This window comes from Nitrospira japonica, from assembly GCF_900169565.1.
Taxonomy (GTDB): Bacteria; Nitrospirota; Nitrospiria; order Nitrospirales; family Nitrospiraceae; genus Nitrospira_C; species Nitrospira_C japonica_A.
In genome coordinates this window covers 2,247,095-2,266,726 of sequence record NZ_LT828648.1, presented here as the reverse complement: position 1 = coordinate 2,266,726, position 19,632 = coordinate 2,247,095, and the positions used below count along the sequence as shown (strand labels likewise).

Sequence of the window (19,632 nt, the reverse complement as noted above, 5' to 3'; positions counted from 1 at the left end):
GACGTTGCCCGACGACTCGCGCTATGCCGCCTTGACGGCGAGAAACTTTTCGATGGCCTGTTCGACGCCCACCCGCACCCGCTCCAGCTGGACCGGATCGGACAACTTCTTGCCCGAGAGGTCCGTGACGTAGAACACGTCGGCGGCCTGATCCAACCTGGTGGAGATGCGCGCCGCGTGAATCGACAGACCGAGCTGAAAAATCGCATTGGTCATCACATGGAGCAGACCCAGTCGATCGTCGGCAAAGACGTCGATAATGGTGCATCGGTCCGATGTTTCGTTGTCGAGCCGCACTTCGGTCGCCTCCCGGGCTTTCGGGAGCGGACGGGTGAGCTTCAGGCGCGCGCCCCGTCGCACCACGTCGTCCACGTGCTCCCATCCCTTCAGGACTGCCGCGATTCGCTCTCCGACCGTGAGCCGCCGCTCGGCGGGCGGCTCTCCCTGATAGTCCGGATCCGTCACCTGAAACGTGTCGACGACGATCCCGTCTTCCCTGGTGAGAATCTGGGCGTCCAGGATCTGCAGCCCGCTGCCGGCCATCACTCCCGCGATCTTGGAAAAAATTCCAGGCGTCAAATCATTGTGCGTGATAACCGTATATTCGCAAATCCCCAATTCAGGGTTGAAGCCGGACTCCATGACCACTTCGCCGGACACAAGACGTTTGACCGCCGACAGGTGGGCGGCAATACGGGCCGGCACCGTACCATGGACGTACCGCTCGGGAAACAGCTTCAACTGCGCCTCGACCCAGGCACGGTCGACGTCGGTCCGTTGGGCCAGGAGCGGAAGGCCGACGACTTCCTCCGCCACCTGCGCCAACCTTCCGGGAGAACAGAGGGCGTCCCGGTCACCGGACAACTCCGGCATCGTCCGTTCGTACAGCTCGATCAACAGCGACTCTTTCCACTTGGTCAGCACTCCCGGTCCCACCGCCGCAATATCCGCCGCGGTCAAGGCGGCCAGTTTCTTCAAGACCTCGGGAGTTCCGACCTCCCGGGCGAAGGGCAGCACGACCTTTTCATCGTTGGGGTCCCGCCTGAACGCCGTGTGGGCCATCAGCAGATGCCGATGGACCAGAAAAGACAACGTCCGTTGGTCCTGCTCGTCCAATCCCAAACGGACGCCGACCTCTTCGGCCAGGCGCCGTCCCACGTCGCTATGATCCTCTTCCTGCCCCTTACCCAAGTCGTGCATCAGGACCGCAAGATGCAAAATGTCCTTCCGCTTGATGCTCCGATAGATCTCGCCCAGCAAGCCCGCTTCTCCGGCCAGGGCCTCGGCCCGGCCGACCGCCAGCAGGCTGTGCTCATCGACCGTGTACTTGTGATACTGGTTGAATTGCATGAGCCCGCGGACCGTGCCCATCGCCGGCACCAGCTTTTCGAGGAGATGGGCGCGATGCATGGCCTCCAGTGTCTTGGTCGTCCCCGGTCCGGCCAAAATCCTCAGAAAAATCCGGCTGACTTCCGGGGCACGATACACACCGGCTTCCACGTGGCCGATGTGCCGGTGAATGTCCTCCAGCAGGGAGGGCTCGATCGTCACATGCCGCTCGCGGGCGAGATCGAACAGGCGCAGCAGCAAAGCCGGATCCTCCAGGACCTTCGCGCGATGTTCCTCGGCCACCGTCAACACGCCCGCGCGAATCACGAATGCGTCCTCCACCCGGGGAGCCGGCAACAGCCGCGCAACACGGTGCCAGAACGGCACGCTCCGGCATCGTTCCACAAACCGCGTACAGCGTTCATGCAACCCCATCGTATGCTGGTAGTACTGCTGCATGAACTGTTCGACCGCCAGAAGGTGCGGCTGATCCTGATAACCGAAGTGGCCGGCAAGCCAGACCTGTTCGTCGAACGTCAGGATCTCCTGGGCCGTTCCCGCATGGACGTGCAACAGAGCCCTGACCCGCCAGAGGAAATCCCGCGCCTCGGCGAGGGCCAGCATATCCGGCCTCGACAGAATGCCCCGGTCGGACAGCTCCCTGATCGTGGGGGCTTGATACCGGGCCATGCCCGCCCATTGGAGCAGGTGCAGGTCCCGAAGCCCTCCCTTGCTCTTCTTGACGTTCGGTTCGAGCAAGTAGACGGTCTCACCGAATTTTTCGTACTCGCGGCGGCGTTCTTCGAGCTTCTGATCCAGATAGACGTCGGTATTCTTCGCCACCACCTTGCGCAGATACCGCCGGTGAAAATCTTGAAAGAGATCCGCACTGCCGGCCAGAAATCGCGCCTCCATCATGGACGTCTTGACGGTCGAGTCCGCTTCGGCCAGTTCGATGCTGTCGGCGATGGTCCTCACGCTGTGGCCGACCTGAAATCCGCAGTCCCAGAGTGGATGGAGCACCGCCCGGACCAGTGACTCGACGGCCTTGTCCGAACCGGGCTTGAAGAGGAACATCAGATCGATGTCCGAATGGGGAGCCAATTCGCGCCGGCCGTAGCCGCCCAGCGCCACGACGCAGCATTGGCGGAAGCCGACCGCGGCCGACTCGTCGCCGCCGCGCTTCACGGCGTCGCGATACCGGCCGACGATGAGGCCGTCGACGAATTCGGTCATGGCGGCAAGGGTCTCGGCGCCCGACGCCTCGCCCATGACCCGTTGCGCCACGGCACGGCGGTGTTCCTCGAGCAGGGCGCCCAGCGCGGACGGCTGGACTTCCGACAGCAATGTCCTCGATGCGTCCTGATCCATGTGTCTACAGGGCGGTCTCCCCTGTCTCGCCGGTTCTGATGCGAACCGCCGCGTTCAAATCACGCACGAAGATTTTCCCGTCTCCGATACTGCCCGTCTTGGCCGCCCGTGCGATGGTTTCCAGCACGCGGGGCACCTGGTTGTCCTGAATGGCCACTTCCAATTTGACCTTGGGCACGAATTCGATCGTGTATTCCTGGCCGCGGTAGGTTTCCTTGTGTCCCTTCTGCCGCCCGAATCCCTTGACCTCGGTCACAGTCATGCCCTGGACGCCGATCTCCAGAAGGGCATCTTTCACCTCGTCGAGCTTGAACGGCTTGATGATCGCTTCAACTAGTTTCATGTCTCCCCTCCAGACCAAAGACGAGATAGGGTGATGCTCAAAATGTCGGTCCAACAAGGCCGCAAGGAGCGGGGACCCCGCAGCGTACGTTCTTGCGTACGCGAGGAGTCCACGCGACTGAGAACGCAGTTGGACGATATTTTCAGCATCACGAGTAGGCCCGCTCGTTGTGTTGCGTCAAATCCAACCCCGTCGACTCCTCTTCCGGCGTCACACGAAGGCCGCCGGCTCCGTCGACCAGCTTCAAGAGCGCATAACTGCCGATGAAGGAATAGGCACCGGAGGCGACGACGGCGACAAGCTGAACTGCAAGATGCCCGTTGGCGGCGAACAGCCCGACGCCGAGCATGCCGAGAATTCCGCCGACGCCGTGCGTGCCCATCACGTCAAGCGTGTCATCATAGCCGATCTTTCCCTTCCAAACAATTGCCAGGTAGGAACACAATCCGGCCGCGATCCCGAGCGCCACGCCCGCCAGCGGCCCCACGAATCCCGCTCCCGCCGTCGAGGTCGCCAGGCCGGCGATCGCCCCGCTGGCGATGCCCAGGACCGTCGGTTTCCCGCGATGTTTCCATTCCGCAACCATCCAGGACATGGCGGCGGAGACGGCCGTGAGATGCGTCACGACGATCGCGTTGACCGACACGGCATTGGCTCCCCGCGCGCTGCCGCCGTTGAAGCCGAACCAGCCGAGCCACAACATGCCCGCACCCAGCAGAATGAACGGAAGGTTGTGCGGCGCCATGTAATCGGTCCGCCAGCCCCGCCGTTTTCCCACGGCCATCGCGCAGGCCACGGCGCTGAACCCGGCGCTGACGTGAACCACCGCTCCACCGGCGAAGTCCACCGCCCCGAGCTTCATCAGCCAGCCGCCGCCCCACAGCCAATGGGCCAGCGGCGCATAGACGACGGCGGACCACAGCCCCGCGAACAGCAGCATCGAGCCGAACTTGATCCGTTCAGCGAACGCCCCGGCGATCAGCGCCGGAGTGAACGCCGCAAAGAGCAGCTCGAACAGCATGAAGGCCTGATGGGGGATCGTGGGGGCATACATGGGATTCGGCGAGGCGCCGACGCCGGACAGCAACATCCATTCGAGCCCTCCGACGACCCCTCCCCGATCCGGCGCAAAGGCGAGGCTGTAGCCGAACAGGATCCAGATCAGGCTGACGACGCACAGGATCCCGAAGGATTGGACCATCGTACTGATGACGTTTTTGCTGCGAACCAATCCTCCGTAATAGAAGGCCAGCCCCGGGACGATCATGCCGGTCACCAGCGCCGAGGCCGCCAACATCCAGGCGATGTCGCCGCTTTGCAGGCCGGCGGCGGGAACCGCCCCGAGCGCGTCCTCCGCGCGAGCGACGGCCGTCCATGCGGGCAACGTGGCCGCGACAGTCCACATGAACAATCTCCATTTCTTCATACCGCCTCCCGCTGACGATGGTCGCACGAATCGACCCGTGAATCTGACGCGCTTCTGCCCAAATGCCGCCGCTACATCCCCTGATACCCGTTGGTCACCGGCATCCGGCGATCCTTGCCAAGCCCCCGATGCGTGATCTTGATGCCGACCGGCGCCTGGCGGCGTTTGTATTCGCTGCGGTCCACCAACGCCACGACTCGCAGTACCGTCCTGCGATCGAAGCCCATGTCCACCATCTCTTCCACGGACCGGTCGTCCTCCACGTAGGCCTTCAGAATGGGGTCCAGGACGGCATACGGGGGCAAACTGTCTTCGTCTTTCTGATTGTCTCTCAACTCCGCCGTCGGCGCGCGGTCGATGATCCGCTTGGGAATCACCGGCTGCCCACCTCGACGATTCCTGCGATGCGCCAGCTCGTAGACCATCGTTTTAGGGACATCTTTGATGACCGCGAACCCGCCGGCCATGTCGCCGTACAACGTGGCATAGCCCACGCTCATCTCGCTCTTGTTGCCCGTCGTCAGGACCAAGTGGCCGAACTTATTCGACAGCGCCATCAACAGATTTCCACGGATGCGGGCCTGGAGATTTTCCTCCGTCGTGTCGGCTTTCGCGCCGGCAAACACCCCGTCCAACGTTCTGAGATACGTCTTGAACGTCGGACTGATCGACAGTGTCTTCATCCGAATGGCCAGCCGCCGGACCAGTTCGATCGTGTCTTCGCGGCTTTCGCGCGACGTATACGGAGACGGCATGAACAGCCCCAGCACGTTGTCCGCTCCCAGGGCATCCACGGCGATCGCGGCCGTCAACGCGGAATCGATGCCGCCGCTCAGTCCGATGAGCACGTGCCTGAATCCGTTCTTCTTCACGTAATCGCGCACCCCGATGGTCAATGCTTCGTAGACCTCGTCCAACGGATCGGCAAGGGGTTCGACCGGTGCGACGACCCTGGACTGTTTCTTCCGGGGCTTGGGTCCCAGGACGACCCTCTCGACGGACATCGCGGCCGGCGGCTCCGTGCGCGGCGCCCGGCCTCCGGCGGATCTGGACCTGGCCACCGCTTCGACGTTCAGGTCCACGACCAGCAGATCTTCTTCGAAACCCTTCGCTCTGGCGACGAGATCCCCCGTATGGTCGAGCACCACACTGTGGCCGTCGAATACCAATTCGTCCTGTCCCCCGACCATGTTCGTATAGGTCACGATGACGCCGTTATCCCTGGCGCGGGTCGCCAGCATCTGTTCGCGCGAGCGACTCTTGCCGAGGTGAAAGGGGGAAGCGTTGATGTTCACGATGATTTCTGCCCCGGCCGCGGCCTGTCGTCTCGTGGGGCCGTGAGGCAGCCAGATATCCTCGCAAATGTTGACCGCGACGGCGGTGCCGTTGATCGTGACCAGCGGCAACCTGCGCCCCGGCGTGAAATACCGGCTCTCGTCGAACACGCCGTAATTTGGCAAATGCCGCTTGGCATAGGTCGTCACCAGCCGCCCCCCGGCCAACAGCGCGGCGGCATTGTAGATGTCGTGCCGTCCCGCCGCCACGACCGGAGACGACGGCGGATGGTGACCGGCGGAGTCGCCCTGACCGACGTAGCCAACGACGGCCACCACGTCCTTCGCGGCGCGCACAACCTCGTTCAGGGCACAACGATTGTCCTCGACGAACTTCGGCTTCAGCAGAAGATCCTCCGGAGGATATCCGGTGACGGCCAGCTCAGGAAACGCGACGAGGTCGGGCTTTGCCTTACGCGCTTCGCGCAGCCAACGGAGAATACGTCGCACATTGCCACCCAAATCGCCGACCGTCGGGTTCATCTGCACCATGGCGATGCGGAACGTGCGCATCCGGTCAATTCCCAAAAAAAAACGCCCTCAACCCCTGGGGGCGGGATCGAGGACGTCATTGTCCTGTGTTCGAGAAAGTCCGATTTGGAGACTCCGTTGTCTCCGAAAAACTGGCGCCACGGTACCATTCGACCCTTCGACCTGTCAAACGGTATCCTCGCTGCACACCGCTCGGTATCTCGCAGACCGATGAGGTGACAGGCCTGTCAAAATTAACAGTTACTGCGCCCCTATCGATTGGCTAGAATCGACCCGGCGAAGAGAGATGGGCTCGTCAAAAAAGCCCAGAGGAGGCTCCGTGGCATCGACTGCCTTTCAAGACCAGTTTCGAGACCATCCGTCATTCGGGTTCCTTGACTGGGTCTTGCGAGGCATCGGCCAGGTGGTCTTCCAGAACAATCCGCTCTCGGGAGCCGTGATTCTCGCCGGGATTTTCTACAATTCCTGGATCTACGGCACCGTATGCCTGCTCGGAACAATCATCAGCACGGCGACCGCGCTGTTTTTCAAGGCGGACAAAGGCATGATCAAGGACGGGCTCTTCGGATTCAATGGAGCCTTGATCGCCATTGCACTCGTCGCCTACACGAGCCCCAACTTCACGACGGGCGCGCCGCCCAATCTCTATCTCGGGCTTTACATCGTGCTCTGTGCGGCCTTCACGGCCGTGATCGTCCCCGCTTTCGGAGCCATACTCGGTCCCCATAAAGTGCCGGGGCTGACGATGCCGTTCGTGCTGGCCACCTGGTTCTTTCTCGGCGCCTTGTTCTCGTTCACGACGATCGACGTCTCCAATGCGCTCAAGCCGACCTCACCATCGGACTTTACAGGTCCAAGGCCGGACTATACCGGCATCACCTGGTTTCACGGCATCACGATGGGCATCGCCGAAATCTTTTTCCAGGACAACTGGGTGACCGGCATCGTCATTCTGATCGGAATCGCGATCAACACCCGAATCGGCGCCGCCATGGCGCTCATGGGATCGACCTTGGCCGTCGTCACGGCGATGTTCTATGGAGCCCATGACGAGGCCATCCGCGACGGCCTGTTCGGTTATAACGCCGCGCTGACGGCCATGGCGCTCGGCGGCATGTTTCTCGTCTTGAACTGGCAGAGCTTCATCTATACAGTTATCGGCGTCTTGGTCACGGCGCGCGTCTGGGCTTCGCTCGGCGTCTTTTTGGAGCCGTCCGGTATGCCGGTTTTGACCTCCGCCTTTGTCTTCGTGACCTGGCTGATGCTCCTCGCGATGAATGGCCTCCCAGGTTTGATTCCAGTCGCGCCGGCTGATGCCACGACGCCGGAGGACAACCTGCGCAGGTATCGAGAGCGCCAACGAAAGTAACCGACCAGGAGACCCTGTCTCAGACTGCTATCCGTCCCGTCTCGGGACATCATTCGTAAAGGAGTCGCCCATGCATCTCACGCCCAGAGAAATGGACAAGTTGCTGATCTACATGATGGCCGAGGTCGCTCTGAAGCGGAAAGCGAAAGGCTTGAAGCTGAATCACCCGGAAGCGGTGGCGGTGATTACCGCCTCCGCCCTAGACGGCGCGAGAGAAGGCAAGTCGCTCGAGCAGGTAATGAAGGAAGCCCGGTCAACGTTGACGCGGGATGACGTCATGGAGGGCGTGGCCGAGATGATCCCATTGGTCCAGTTGGAAGCCGTGTTCACGGACGGCAGCCGCCTGGTGACCGTTCACGGGCCGATCCAGTAATTGGAAAGACTTTGCCGCACGCACGTTCAACCCCACAGAGGAGCAAGGAAGATGGCTACGCAAAAACCACCCGCCTCGGCCAAGACGCCTGTCGGCGGCTATGTCCTTTCCGACAAACCGATTGAAATCAACGCGGGACGGCCGACCGTCAAGATCAAGGTGCGCAATACCGGCGACCGCCCCATCCAAGTGGGCTCTCATTTTCATTTCTTCGAGGTCAATCGCGCCCTGGAATTCGACCGGAAAGCGGCATTTGGGCAGCGATTGGACATTCCGGCATCGACAGGTTTGCGTTTTGAGCCGGGCGACGAGAAGGAAGTGACGCTCGTCCCGTTCGGAGGCAAGCAACGGATCCACGGATTCAACAATCTGGTAGACGGCTGGACCGGCGCCGGCCCCACCCCCGGCTACAGGCCGAATCTCGACAAGGGATTGGAGCGCGCCAACGAACGCGGCTTCAAATCGAAGAACAAGAAGCCCTGATGAGACACGCCGGCACGGGATACTAATCGGCCGCGAGGGCCGAGAAAGAGGATAGACGCATGTCACAGATATCTCGGAAGGAGAACGCGAGTCTGTTCGGACCGACCGTCGGAGACAAGATTCGCCTGGGTGATACCGACCTGTATATCGAGATCGAGAAGGATCTGCGGGTGTATGGTGATGAGGCCATCTACGGCGGCGGCAAGACATTGCGCGACGGGATGGGAATGGACAACCAGCTCACGAGCGAAGGGGGCGCGCTCGACCTGGTGATCACCAACGTGACGGTGGTGGATGCGTTGCTGGGGATCGTCAAGGCCGATGTCGGCATCAAGGACGGCAAGATCGTCGGCGTGGGCAAGGCCGGCAACCCCGGCACCATGGACGGCGTGACGCCCGGACTCACGGTCGGCCCCGCCACCGATGCCATCACCGCCGAGCACTTGATTCTGACCGCGGGCGGGAACGACGGACACATCCATATGATCTCTCCGCAGCAGGTCTATGCCGCATTGAGCAACGGCGTGACCACCTTCTTCGGCGGCGGCATCGGGCCGACCGACGGCACGAACGGCACGACCATCACCTCCGGACGGTGGAACATGGAGATGATGCTTCGGGCGGTCGAGGGGTTGCCGATCAACTTCGGATTTCTCGGCAAGGGCAATTGTTCGGGCAAGGCGCCGCTGGTGGAGCAGGTATTGGCAGGCGCCGCTGGCTTCAAGATCCACGAAGATTGGGGAACCACCCCGTCCACGATTCGAGCCAGCCTCTCGGTCGCCGACGACATGGATGTGCAGGTCTGCATCCACACCGACACCCTCAATGAGGGCGGGTTTGTCGAAGACACCATCGCAGCCTTCGAAGGCCGCACGATCCACACCTATCACACCGAAGGCGCCGGAGGCGGCCACGCGCCCGACATCATCAAGGTGGCGGGCGAACTCAACGTGTTGCCCAGCTCCACGAATCCGACCCTGCCCTACGGAATCAACACGATGGCGGAATTGTTCGACATGATCATGGTCTGCCACAATCTCAATCCCAAGGTGCCGTCGGACGTGGCGTTTGCCGAGAGCCGGGTCAGACCCGAGACGATCGCCGCCGAAAACGTCCTCCACGACATGGGCGTGATCTCCATGTTTTCGAGCGACTCGCAGGCCATGGGCCGCGTGGGTGAGAACTGGCTCCGTGCGATGCAGACGGCGGATGCGATGAAAAAGGGCCTCGGCAAGCTGCCGGAGGATGCTCCGAATAACGACAACTTCCGTGTCTTGCGCTACGTGGCGAAGGTGACGATCAATCCGGCGATCACCCAGGGCATTTCCCACGTCGTGGGCTCGATCACTCCGGGGAAAATGGCCGATCTTGTCCTGTGGGAACCGGCCATGTTCGGCGCCAAACCCAAGATGGTCATCAAAGGCGGCCTGATCAACTGGTCGATCATGGGGGATCCGAACGCGTCCCTGCCGACGCCTCAGCCGGTGACCTACCGTCCGATGTTCGGTGCGTTCGGCAGGGCCCTGCCCGAGACCTGCATCAGCTTCGTCTCGCGGGCCGCCTATGACAACGGGATCGCGGAGAAGCTGGACCTGAAGCGCAAAGTCATGCCGGTCTACGGCACACGCACGATTACGAAGCGTGACATGGTTCGCAACGGACTGACGCCGAAAATCGAGGTGAATCCTGAAACGTTTGCCGTCAAGGTGGACGGGGTCCACGCGACCGTCAAACCGGCAACATCCATCTCCCTGAACCAGCTGTACTTTTTCAGCTGAGCCGCCATATCACTCCTATGCTTGTCATCGAAGCCATCATCGGCAACATTCACGAAAGCGCATGGAGCGCACGCCTGCAGCACGCAACGCTGGACTGGCTGGCGCTCGATCAGTGGGAGGCGCAAAAGAGCCGCCTGCGGAAGCTGAGTCAGAACGGTGTCGACGTGGCCATCTCGTTGCCCCGCGGCATCCTCCTGCGCGACGGCGACGTGCTGATGTGGGAGGAATCGCGACAGGCCGCTATCGTCGCTCGGGTCAGTCTCAAAGACGTGATGGTGGTCGAATTGACCGCGCTGCAGACGCATGCATCGGACATCCTGATTCGCACCTGCGTGGAATTGGGCCATGCCCTGGGCAATCAGCACTGGCCGGCGGTGGTCAAGGGCGATCGCATCTATGTTCCTCTGACGGTTGATCAGAAAGTCATGGCCTCTGTCATGAAGACGCATGCCTTTCGCGGGATCACGTATCACTTTGTTCCCGGATCCGAGGTCATTCCCTATCTCGCCCCCCATGAATCCCGTCGCCTGTTCGGCGGAGCAGAGGGACCGGTTCACTCTCACGAAGACGGGCACGATCATTCGCATGACCATGCTCACCCGCACGGACACGGGCATCCGCACGATCATGCCCATTAAGCACGCGCCTGGCCCCGATTCTCCCGGGCATGCTCAGCCAACCCACTCTCCGTCTTCGACCGTCCCCGGCCGGGATTTACGGCTCACGATCACCGAGTTGATGCGCGTCCTGCAGTTTGGAGACTCGGTCGTGCCGGTCGGGGCGTTTTCTTTTTCAAACGGGCTGGAATCCGCCATTCAACTCCAGTTTGTTCGCGACCTCGAGACCCTGCGCCAATTCGTCATGACCGCCACCCGCCAATCGGCCTCCTCGGATGCCATCGCCTTGTTGGCGGCGCACCGAGCGGCCCGCGCGCATGACCTGCGTGACGCGCTGCGAGCCGACACCGCCCTCTTCAACCGCAAGATCAACGAAGAGATGAGGACCATGAGCGTGCGAATGGGAAAGAAGCTGGCTGAACTGTCGAGCCATCTGAACCGAACGCCGCTCGTGACGAACTGGTTGGGGCACATCGAACGCAAAGAAACACCCGGCACCTATCCGGTCTGTCTCGGGCTTCTGTTCGCCGAACTGAACCTGCCCGAGCACGATGCCTTCGCCGCGCACCAGTACGGGACGGCCAGCATGATCGTGAGCGCGTCATTGCGCTTGATGAAGATTCATCATCTGGACGCGCAATCCATTCTCTTCGAGGTCAACGCGACGGCGGAAGCGGAATACGCGCGCGTCTCGGGGGCCACGCTCGACGACATGGCGACATTTTCACCTTCGCTCGATGTCATGGCGGCGGCGCACGTGAAGGCGCACGTGCGAATGTTCATGAACTAACCCTCCATAAGGCGCATCATGAAGAAAATCACACGAATCGGCGTAGGCGGCCCGGTTGGATCCGGAAAGACCGCCATCATCGAAGCCATGACGCCCATCTTCGTCAACATGGGCGTCAAGGTCCTGATCATTACCAATGATATCGTCACGACGGAAGATGCCAAGCACGTCCAGCGCACCCTGAAAGGCATCCTGCTCGAGGAGCGGATTATCGGAGTGGAAACCGGGGCCTGTCCGCATACGGCCGTGCGCGAGGATCCCAGCATGAATCTTGCGGCCGTGGAAGACATGGAATCCCGCTTCCCCGACAGCGATTTCGTGCTCATCGAGAGCGGCGGCGACAATCTCACCCTGACCTTCAGTCCCGCATTGGTCGATTTCTTTATTTATGTGATCGACGTCGCCGCGGGCGACAAGATTCCACGGAAAAACGGCCCCGGCATTTCCCAGTCCGATATTTTGGTCATCAACAAGACCGACCTCGCTCCCTACGTGGGCGCGAGCCTGCAGGTGATGGACAAAGATTCAAAAATGATGCGGGGCGAGAAGCCCTTCGTCTTCACGAATTGCAAGACCGGCGAAGGCATCATGGACCTGGTCACACTCATCCAGCAGAATGTGCTGTTCGACATGACGTTCGGCAAGACGCACACATGACCGCGTTTCGTCACCTGCCCGAATTAACCTCGTTTCAGGATGAGCCCTCGCAGATGCCGAGCGGCGCCGTGGGCAAGAATGCATTCCTGCGTCTCGGTTTCGAACGCCGGGGGGATCGCACCGTCCTGGCGCATCTCGATCGGCGTGCTCCGCTTCTCGTGCAGCAGGCGCTGTACTGGGACGAGGCGCTCCCCGACCTGCCATGCGTGTTCATGATCACGACCACCGGCAGCATCCTGCAAGGCGACCGATTCAACATTGAAATCGACCTCGCGCCCGACGCGCGGGCGCACATCACAACGCAAGCCGCCACCAAGATCCATTCGATGGATGCCAACTATGCCGCCCAGACACAACGCATCGTATTGGGCGAGAACGCCTACCTGGAATATCTCCCCGACCCGATCATCCCCCATGCGCAGGCCCGTTTCGCCGCCTTCACGCGCATGGACGTGCATCCCACCGCCACGGCGCTCTATTCGGAGATCTTGATGGGGGGACGCAAGCACCACAATGAGGGAGAGTTGTTTCAGTACGACGTGCTCTCTTCCACCGTCCGGGGACAACGACCCGACGGCACCGAGTTGTTCACCGAGAAGTTCGTCATCGAACCCCGCGTGCACGACGTGCGGCAGGTGGGAGTCATGGGCGCGTACGACGTGTTTGCCAACGTGCTGTTGCTGACGCCCCGGCACCACGCGGACGCGGTCTTCAGCCAGGTGCCCGCGATCGTGAATCGGGAGGAACAGTGGGCCGCCGGTGCGTCACGACTTCCCAACGACGCCGGTCTGGTCTTTAAAGTCCTCGGCCAGGAATCCGAACCGGTGCAGGCCCGGGTCCGGGAGTTCTGGTCCATTGTCCGCCGAACGGTGACCGGAGCGTCCGTCCAGCCAAAATCCGCATGGCGATGACGTATTCCCTACCGCCTTCCGGCCCAGAACAGTGGTTCGCTGTCTACGCCACTGATCTGACGGTTAAAAGAGATAGATCACGTCCAGCGAGAGAGTGGGTTGGTAAGTGGCTGCTCGTTCTCCAATCTGGAAGACGTGCTGATTGGACTTGTCGTACCGATACTCCAACCGGGTCGTCAACGACTTGAACGGTTTGTATTGAAGCGTCGTCGTCACCTCCCACAAGGTCTGCCCGACCGGAGGCGCCGACGTGGTCGACGTGGCCCCGAAACAGACGTTCGCTCTTGGTTGGTACGCTGTCGTTCCTTCACAGGTCGTGAATCCTCCCGCATCTTCATAGAGCTCGCTTCGCACACGAATGCCCCATTCTTTGGTCATATCGTAGATCAAGTACCCTGCGACTCCGTTCCACCGCGCGTTGCCGGCGGGGCTGATTGTGCTGCTGTTAGCCTGATTCGCATAGTAGGATTCGATGATAGCCGATGCCCGATCCGTCAGGTGCAGACTGAGATAACCACCAACCTGAACGAGCATGCCTCCCGGCGTGCCAACGGCACCCGGCCTTTGTCCAAGCAGGTTGTAGAGCACCAGGGTGACACGATCGGAGGGGGAGATCGTCAATGCCGCTTCCGTCAAGGGATCGTATCGCGTATTGGCGCGAGCCGAATTGATGAACGCGATCACACCGACAGAGAGGGACACATGTTTGTCGAAAGCATAGGTGCCGCGTACACCGCGAGTTGTAAAGGGCTGGCCGAGACCGAACAGCCATGACCGTGAATAATTCCCATTATAGGGGCTTTCGACGACCTCATACCCCACCAGGCTGTTCACCTGACCCAGCTTGATGTCTAAACCCGCACCCACCGGTACGATGTATTGGGCATAGACCTCCTGAAAATCCGCCCAATCGCTCAGATTCATGCCTCCGATGAAATCCGAATCGCGCCCGGCATTGAACTTGACCTTGCCTCCCAGCCGGTCGAGCCCAGAACCGTCGGACTTGGCTTCACGCTCCAGCACCAACTGCGCAAGATTCGGTCGAAATTCGTTGGAATTCACGTCAAAAATTCGCAGCTGGTTGATGCGGTTGGATGGATTATTGAAATTCTGGGTATACGAACCCTCGAGGTATCCGTAGAACTTGAGACCTAAGGATTTCGACACAATGGTCTTCTCAATCGCCTCTTCCGTTTCTTTCACCCGTAAGCCCAGATGTTCCAATCGCTCGAAGGGAACATGGACCGGTCCGTCAGCCCTCGCGTCAATGACGTATCCCGTCACCCCGGACAGAACCAGAGCAAAGAAGGAGGCCAACACGCGGACGGAAACTCGTCGCATTCGGTGCCGCGCCACTTCTGACACAGTCGGGCCATGCATCAGGATGTCTTGCGTTCCACCATGCAGGGATGCCTCCTGGACTATTCGGACTCGCGCAACACCGACCTGGCGTCGATGAGATCCGGATTATCGGCCGGTCTTTCCCCTTTGAACATGGTCAGCGTCATGGAGGTGCGACGCGAAAGCATGAGTATATCGAATCGCCGTCCGACGTGGAAATAGTCGTAGGATTCCCGCAACGTCAGCTCCGCGCAGCGACGGAGGAAATATCGATCCAATGCCGCCTGGGACGTAAAGGCGCTGACGCGATATTCGACTCGAAAGACGTTTTCAGTGAGCTGCTCGACCTGGTCGTCGTCGGCCTCGGCCAACGGCGTGTAGTGTTTGGTCGCGCAGCCGGTGACCGTTAGGACCAGCGTCATGGCGCATATCACAACATGCCCCGGACCGCTTTTCGCCAAGATAGTTCGGACCTGGAATGTCCGGCGCCGTCTAATCATCGGAAAGGACAACTTCCTCCGACATTGCCGTGATGAATCACTCCGCAGTTCCACCGGTTGATGGAGATTGTCTTCCTCGTGCATTCACTTTTGCTCGATGCCGAGAAAGATCATACTCTGTCGGCATGGAATTCGCGACATGATCGATGAACCAGCGGCGGGGAACACGCGGATGAATCAGGAGCCATTCATGGCTGAAGGACCGAAGAGTCGGGACCCACTGGCCTCGTGGATCGACGGGAAGTCGCGCGAATTCGTCTCGCGACGGAGTGGAAACATCGGGCCGTCACACCGTCAGGTGCTGCCTGACCATGTCGGCGTTCAATTCGTCGCTCCTGCCGTAGGCCACGACCGCCCCCTTGGCCATGACCACATACTTCTCCGCCAATCGAGCGGCAAAATGCAGGCCCTGTTCGACCAGAAGAATGGCGAACCGTCTGGAATTCTTGAACTGGATGATCACGTCCTCGATCTGATCGACGACGGAGGGTTGAATGCCTTCAGTCGGCTCGTCGAGCAGCAGGAGTTTCGGACACGAGAGCAGGGCCCGCCCGATCGCAAGCTGCTGCTGCTCTCCGCCGCTCAAGACCCCGCCCGGACGATGGAGAATGTGGGTGAGCTTGGGAAAGAGTTGATACACCTCGTCGAACGCCTCGCGCTCGACCCCGCGTCCGGGCGCCTCGGCCCTCGCCCAAAATCCCAATTGCAGATTTTCCCGCACCGTCAGATGAGGAATGATCTCGCGGCCCTGAGGAACGTAGGCCAACCCCCGCCGCGCTCTCCGGTCGGTCGGCAGCTTGGTGACATCCGCTCCATCGAATTTCAAGTTTCCGGACCGGACCGCCAGCAGCCCCGTGATGACTTTCAGCGTGGTCGTCTTCCCCACACCGTTGCGCCCCATCAGGCAGGCCACTTCGCCGGGGGAAACGGCGAACGACACGTTCCGAAGAATGTGGCTTTCCCCGTAGTAGGCGTTGATGTGGCTCAGCTCAAGCATGCACTTTCTGCCGCCCCAGGTAGATTTCACGCACGCGCGCGTCGCCCTGCACCTTTTCGACCGTCCCCTCGCAGATTACCGTGCCTTCGTGCAACACGGTGACGATCCGCGCGATCTGGCGGACGAATTCCATGTCGTGCTCGATCACGATGATGGCATGGCGGGCCGCGAGAGACTGCAAGAGGATTCCGGTCTGCTCGGTCTCCTTGTCCGTCATGCCGGCGACCGGTTCATCCACCAGGAGCAACGAGGGATCCTGCAGGATGACCATGCCGATCTCCAGCCACTGCTTCTGTCCATGCGACAAGGAACCTGCCCGCGTCCTCGAAAATCCTTCCAGACTGATCGTGGCCAGCGCCTCGTGGATTCTCGCCTGTTCTTCTCGGGTCGATTGACTCAAGAGCGTGTGGAAAACGCCCTTGCTGGGCCGTTTCAACGAGAGATCGAGATTCTCCCAGACGGTCAGGTTCGCGTAGATGGACGGAGCCTGGAACTTCCTTCCGATTCCGAGCTTGACGATGTCGTCTTCCCGCTTGCCTATCAGATCCGTATCCTTGCCGAAGATCACCCGGCCCGCCGCCGGCTTCACTTTGCCGCAGATGACGTCGAGCAGCGTGGTTTTTCCCGCGCCGTTGGGTCCGATCACGACGCGCAATTCATTGAAGTTCACGATGAAATTAAGACTGTTGAGCGCCTTAAAGCCGTCGTAGTCGACGGTGACCCCTTCCAGATAGATGATCGAGCCCCGTTCGCTCATATCTGTGCCTCTCCTTCGGCCAGCCGAGCGGTCTTTCGCGAAGCAACCCGGTCCTTCAGTTTGTGGAGGATGCCGACCAGGCCGTCAGGAAACAGCAACACCACCGTGACGAACAATCCCCCCAGCATAAACGGCCACAGCTCGGGAAAATAGTTCGTCAGCACGCTGCGGCCCAGGTTCACGCTGACCGCGCCGAGCACGGCGCCCGCCAGCGTCCCACGCCCTCCGACCGCCACCCAAATGACCATCTCCAGCGAAGGCAGGACGCCGATCTGCGCGGGCGTGATGATGCCGACCTGGGGCACGTAGAGCAGCCCCGCCAGTCCGGCCAATGCCGCGGCGACGACGAACACGAACAGCTTATAGTTCGCCGGGGCATAACCAGAAAACGCAACGCGCTGTTCGCTGTCGCGGACGGCGATGAGCACTCTTCCGGCTCGTGACCGGATGATCCACTGGCACAGCAGATAGGCGCCTCCGAGACAGAGCACCGTGATCACGTACAACGCCCGCTGCGTCCCGGGTTCGGAGAGGCGGAATCCGAGCAGCTGTTTGAAATCGGTGAGGCCGTTGGTGCCGCCGAGATTCGTCTCGTTTCGATTGAAGACGAGCCAGGCGACCAAGGCCAGCGCCTGGGTGATGATGGCAAAGTACACGCCTTTGATCCGGCTGCGAAACGCCAGAAATCCGAACACCAGGGCAAAGAAGGTGGGAACCAGGACGGCCCCGAGCACCGCGAGGGGAAAGCTGTGGAACGGTTGCCAAAACAGTGGAAGTTCCTTGACTTGGTTCCAGACCATGAAGTCAGGCAGGTCGCTGCCGTAGACGCTTTCCTTGCCGATCGTGAGCATGAGATGCATGCCCATGCAGTACGCTCCGAGTCCGAAGAACACCCCCTGGCCCAGACTGAGGATGCCGGTGTATCCCCAGATCAGATCGAGCCCGAGCGCCAGAATGGCAAACGCAAGAAACTTTCCGAACCGATTCAGCGAGAAGTCGGACAGATGCAACCAGGAATCTTCGGCCGGCAGGACGTTCAACAACGGCATTACCACCAGCAATACGAACCCCGAGACCCAGAACGCCAGGCTCGCTTCGCGTGGAGCGGAAGGTTGGATGTCGCGCGCGTCGGCCATGGGAGATGATGCGTCAGCCGGCTAGGAGTCGGCGTGGCGCCCTTTCACGGCGAACAGGCCCGAGGGTCGCCATTGTAGGAACAGAATGACCAGGACGAGAATACAGACTTTGCCGTACACGGCCCCCAGACCAGGCTCGAGCAGCTTGTTGAGCCCGCCGATGCCCAGCGACGCCACGATCGTCCCGGCGAGCTTGCCCACACCGCCGGTCACCACGACCATGAAGGAGTCGACGATGTAGTTCTGGCCCAGTCCTGGCTCCACGTTCCCGATCAAGGTCAACGCCCAGCCGGCGATCCCTGCCAGCCCGGATCCGAAGGCGAACGTATACGCGTCGACTTTCCGGGTCGGAATGCCAAGACACGCGCTCATGTTGCGATTCTGCGTCACGGCGCGGACGCGCAATCCAAGCGCGGACCGGAACAACACCGCATAGATGACCATGACGCAGATCACCGATAACCCGATCACGAACAAACGGTTGTTGGGGAGAAAGACCCCGACCATCACCTGCTGGCCCCCGCTGAGCCATGCCGGCGCCACCACCGCCGTCAGATCTCCGAAATATACCCGTGCCGCTTGCATGAGAATCAGGCTGACTCCCCACGTCGCCAGCATGGTCTCCAGCGGCCGGCCGTAGAGGAACCGAATGACCGTCGCTTCCAGCAGTAATCCACAGGCCGCAGCCAAGAGAAATGCGACCGGCATGGCCAAAACGAAATAGTAGTCAAAGAACGCGGGAGACAGAAACGCCTTGAAGAATTCCTGGGTCAGGAAAGTTCCGTAGGCCCCCACCATCATCAGTTCCCCGTGGGCCATGTTGATCACGCCCATCAGGCCGAACACGATGGCCAGGCCGACGGACATGATGAGGAGAATGGAACTCAGGCTGATCCCGCGGAAGATCGTTTCAATGGCGTTGGACCAGGCGGCCCAGGTTTCGATCCGTTCGATGGCCGCGGCAGCCGCCCGCGACAATTCTTGCTGGGGACCGCTCGCGTCAACCGTCCCTCCAGCCTCGACCAGTTCCTTGAGTCCCGGGACGGCGTTCTGACTCGACAGCGCGGCCAATGTGTCGATGGCCGCGAGTTTCGTCGTCTGATCGTCCACGGCCAGGCGAAGCAGGGCGCCCGACTCCTCCATCGTATAGCGGACCCATTTGTGTGTTTCCTTGTTCGCAGCCCGCTCCAGCCAGGGGATCGCGATCCCGCGACGGGACAGCCCGAGATCCGTGGCGGCGGACCGGCGGACGTCTTGGTCGGGACTCTCGAGATTGGCGCGGTTCTTCAGCAGGTCCATGACGGGCTTGATGGCTTGCCGGACCGAGCGATCCGCATTGGCGCGGATCGCGTCGAGACGAGGGACCAGACTGACGTCTCCCTGTTCGATGACCGTGCGAATCGCCGACTCACGGACGGTCTCATCGTCGCTGGTGAGCTGATTCAATGCCCGTTCGAGCGGTGAGTCGGGAGCGGAAGCCGGCGGGAGTTCGGTCGCCGCGGCGCGATCTCGAACAAAACACAAACACAACAAGAGGAGGACTGCGCAGAGTGACGAGAACCGGCCCGATCGTATCACAATCCAGAGAACTCCCGAACATGACAAGCGGGTGACGCCACATTCGTCCG

General features: G+C 60.9%; 18 protein-coding genes. 8 read left to right on the top strand and 10 right to left on the bottom strand.

Annotation, left to right across the window (positions count from 1 at the left end):
* Window positions 1-21: 21 nt before the first annotated feature.
* The 4 genes from glnD to NSJP_RS10945 all read right to left on the bottom strand — a co-directional run bounded on the left by glnD (window position 22) and on the right by NSJP_RS10945 (window position 6,316).
* A complete protein-coding gene (gene glnD / locus NSJP_RS10960; protein ID WP_080886938.1) occupies window positions 22-2,700 on the bottom strand; it encodes a [protein-PII] uridylyltransferase in 2,679 nt (892 codons plus the stop codon).
* 4 nt (window positions 2,701-2,704) lie between these two features.
* Window positions 2,705-3,043 (bottom strand): P-II family nitrogen regulator, encoded by a 339-nt coding sequence (locus NSJP_RS10955; protein ID WP_080886937.1) that lies wholly within the window; start codon window positions 3,041-3,043, stop codon window positions 2,705-2,707.
* A 148-nt stretch (window positions 3,044-3,191) separates the two neighbouring features.
* Window positions 3,192-4,469, bottom strand: a complete 1,278-nt coding sequence (locus NSJP_RS10950) for an ammonium transporter (protein ID WP_197685401.1) — start codon at window positions 4,467-4,469, stop codon at window positions 3,192-3,194.
* 71 nt (window positions 4,470-4,540) lie between these two features.
* Window positions 4,541-6,316, bottom strand: a complete 1,776-nt coding sequence (locus NSJP_RS10945; protein WP_080886936.1) for an NAD+ synthase — start codon at window positions 6,314-6,316, stop codon at window positions 4,541-4,543.
* Window positions 6,317-6,614: 298 nt separating this feature from the next.
* On the opposite strand from NSJP_RS10945, the gene NSJP_RS10940 reads away from it, so the two are divergent.
* From NSJP_RS10940 to NSJP_RS10905, 8 genes are all read left to right on the top strand, one after another.
* On the top strand, window positions 6,615-7,664 hold the full coding sequence (locus tag NSJP_RS10940; protein ID WP_197685400.1) for an urea transporter: 1,050 nt from the start codon (window positions 6,615-6,617) through the stop codon (window positions 7,662-7,664).
* Between the two features lie 70 nt (window positions 7,665-7,734).
* Window positions 7,735-8,037, top strand: coding sequence for an urease subunit gamma (locus NSJP_RS10935; protein ID WP_080886934.1), 303 nt, complete (start codon window positions 7,735-7,737; stop codon window positions 8,035-8,037).
* 51 nt (window positions 8,038-8,088) lie between these two features.
* Complete coding sequence (ureB, locus tag NSJP_RS10930) at window positions 8,089-8,520, top strand: urease subunit beta (RefSeq protein WP_080886933.1); 432 nt, start codon at window positions 8,089-8,091, stop codon at window positions 8,518-8,520.
* Between the two features lie 59 nt (window positions 8,521-8,579).
* Window positions 8,580-10,298, top strand: a complete 1,719-nt coding sequence (locus NSJP_RS10925) for an urease subunit alpha (RefSeq protein WP_080886932.1) — start codon at window positions 8,580-8,582, stop codon at window positions 10,296-10,298.
* Window positions 10,299-10,315: 17 nt separating this feature from the next.
* Window positions 10,316-10,936 (top strand): urease accessory protein UreE, encoded by a 621-nt coding sequence (ureE, locus tag NSJP_RS10920; protein ID WP_080886931.1) that lies wholly within the window; start codon window positions 10,316-10,318, stop codon window positions 10,934-10,936.
* A gap of 100 nt (window positions 10,937-11,036) precedes the next feature.
* Window positions 11,037-11,705: an urease accessory protein UreF gene (locus NSJP_RS10915; protein ID WP_080886930.1), complete on the top strand. Its 669-nt coding sequence runs from the start codon at window positions 11,037-11,039 to the stop codon at window positions 11,703-11,705.
* A gap of 18 nt (window positions 11,706-11,723) precedes the next feature.
* The gene (gene ureG / locus NSJP_RS10910; RefSeq protein ID WP_080886929.1) at window positions 11,724-12,362 is read left to right on the top strand and encodes an urease accessory protein UreG; all 639 of its coding nucleotides are present in this window, start codon (window positions 11,724-11,726) and stop codon (window positions 12,360-12,362) included.
* On the top strand, window positions 12,359-13,273 hold the full coding sequence (locus NSJP_RS10905) for an urease accessory protein UreD (protein WP_080886928.1): 915 nt from the start codon (window positions 12,359-12,361) through the stop codon (window positions 13,271-13,273). The genes ureG and NSJP_RS10905 overlap by 4 nt, the downstream gene beginning before the upstream one ends.
* Before the next feature lie 63 nt (window positions 13,274-13,336).
* Here the strand turns inward: NSJP_RS10905 and NSJP_RS10900 are convergent, their stop codons facing one another.
* The 6 genes from NSJP_RS10900 to urtB form a co-directional block, all read right to left on the bottom strand.
* Window positions 13,337-14,614, bottom strand: a complete 1,278-nt coding sequence (locus tag NSJP_RS10900) for an outer membrane beta-barrel protein (protein WP_172834283.1) — start codon at window positions 14,612-14,614, stop codon at window positions 13,337-13,339.
* 80 nt (window positions 14,615-14,694) lie between these two features.
* Window positions 14,695-15,036, bottom strand: coding sequence for a CC0125/CC1285 family lipoprotein (locus NSJP_RS10895; protein ID WP_155970105.1), 342 nt, complete (start codon window positions 15,034-15,036; stop codon window positions 14,695-14,697).
* Window positions 15,037-15,400: 364 nt separating this feature from the next.
* Window positions 15,401-16,111: an urea ABC transporter ATP-binding subunit UrtE gene (gene urtE, locus NSJP_RS10890; protein ID WP_080886925.1), complete on the bottom strand. Its 711-nt coding sequence runs from the start codon at window positions 16,109-16,111 to the stop codon at window positions 15,401-15,403.
* Complete coding sequence (gene urtD, locus NSJP_RS10885) at window positions 16,104-16,868, bottom strand: urea ABC transporter ATP-binding protein UrtD (protein WP_080886924.1); 765 nt, start codon at window positions 16,866-16,868, stop codon at window positions 16,104-16,106. Before urtD ends, urtE begins: the two co-directional genes overlap by 8 nt.
* A complete protein-coding gene (gene urtC, locus NSJP_RS10880; protein WP_080886923.1) occupies window positions 16,865-18,004 on the bottom strand; it encodes an urea ABC transporter permease subunit UrtC in 1,140 nt (379 codons plus the stop codon). Before urtC ends, urtD begins: the two co-directional genes overlap by 4 nt.
* A 21-nt stretch (window positions 18,005-18,025) precedes the next feature.
* Window positions 18,026-19,582, bottom strand: coding sequence for an urea ABC transporter permease subunit UrtB (gene urtB, locus NSJP_RS10875; RefSeq protein WP_080886922.1), 1,557 nt, complete (start codon window positions 19,580-19,582; stop codon window positions 18,026-18,028).
* Between the last annotated feature and the right edge of the window lie 50 nt (window positions 19,583-19,632).

Excerpts from the sequence above, each read along its gene's own strand:
- NSJP_RS10935 (WP_080886934.1), top strand. The coding sequence starts at position 7,735 with ATGCATCTCACGCCCAGAGAAATGGACAAGTTGCTGATCTACATGATG.
- NSJP_RS10925 (WP_080886932.1), top strand. The coding sequence starts at position 8,580 with ATGTCACAGATATCTCGGAAGGAGAACGCGAGTCTGTTCGGACCGACC.
- ureB (WP_080886933.1), top strand. The coding sequence starts at position 8,089 with ATGGCTACGCAAAAACCACCCGCCTCGGCCAAGACGCCTGTCGGCGGC.
- NSJP_RS10950 (WP_197685401.1), bottom strand. The coding sequence starts at position 4,469 with ATGAAGAAATGGAGATTGTTCATGTGGACTGTCGCGGCCACGTTGCCC.
- urtC (WP_080886923.1), bottom strand. The coding sequence starts at position 18,004 with ATGGCCGACGCGCGCGACATCCAACCTTCCGCTCCACGCGAAGCGAGC.
- NSJP_RS10895 (WP_155970105.1), bottom strand. The coding sequence starts at position 15,036 with ATGACGCTGGTCCTAACGGTCACCGGCTGCGCGACCAAACACTACACG.
- NSJP_RS10915 (WP_080886930.1), top strand. The coding sequence starts at position 11,037 with ATGCGCGTCCTGCAGTTTGGAGACTCGGTCGTGCCGGTCGGGGCGTTT.
- ureE (WP_080886931.1), top strand. The coding sequence starts at position 10,316 with ATGCTTGTCATCGAAGCCATCATCGGCAACATTCACGAAAGCGCATGG.
- ureG (WP_080886929.1), top strand. The coding sequence starts at position 11,724 with ATGAAGAAAATCACACGAATCGGCGTAGGCGGCCCGGTTGGATCCGGA.
- NSJP_RS10945 (WP_080886936.1), bottom strand. The coding sequence starts at position 6,316 with ATGCGCACGTTCCGCATCGCCATGGTGCAGATGAACCCGACGGTCGGC.
- NSJP_RS10900 (WP_172834283.1), bottom strand. The coding sequence starts at position 14,614 with ATGCGACGAGTTTCCGTCCGCGTGTTGGCCTCCTTCTTTGCTCTGGTT.
- NSJP_RS10955 (WP_080886937.1), bottom strand. The coding sequence starts at position 3,043 with ATGAAACTAGTTGAAGCGATCATCAAGCCGTTCAAGCTCGACGAGGTG.
- NSJP_RS10905 (WP_080886928.1), top strand. The coding sequence starts at position 12,359 with ATGACCGCGTTTCGTCACCTGCCCGAATTAACCTCGTTTCAGGATGAG.
- urtD (WP_080886924.1), bottom strand. The coding sequence starts at position 16,868 with ATGAGCGAACGGGGCTCGATCATCTATCTGGAAGGGGTCACCGTCGAC.
- glnD (WP_080886938.1), bottom strand. The coding sequence starts at position 2,700 with ATGGATCAGGACGCATCGAGGACATTGCTGTCGGAAGTCCAGCCGTCC.
- urtE (WP_080886925.1), bottom strand. The coding sequence starts at position 16,111 with ATGCTTGAGCTGAGCCACATCAACGCCTACTACGGGGAAAGCCACATT.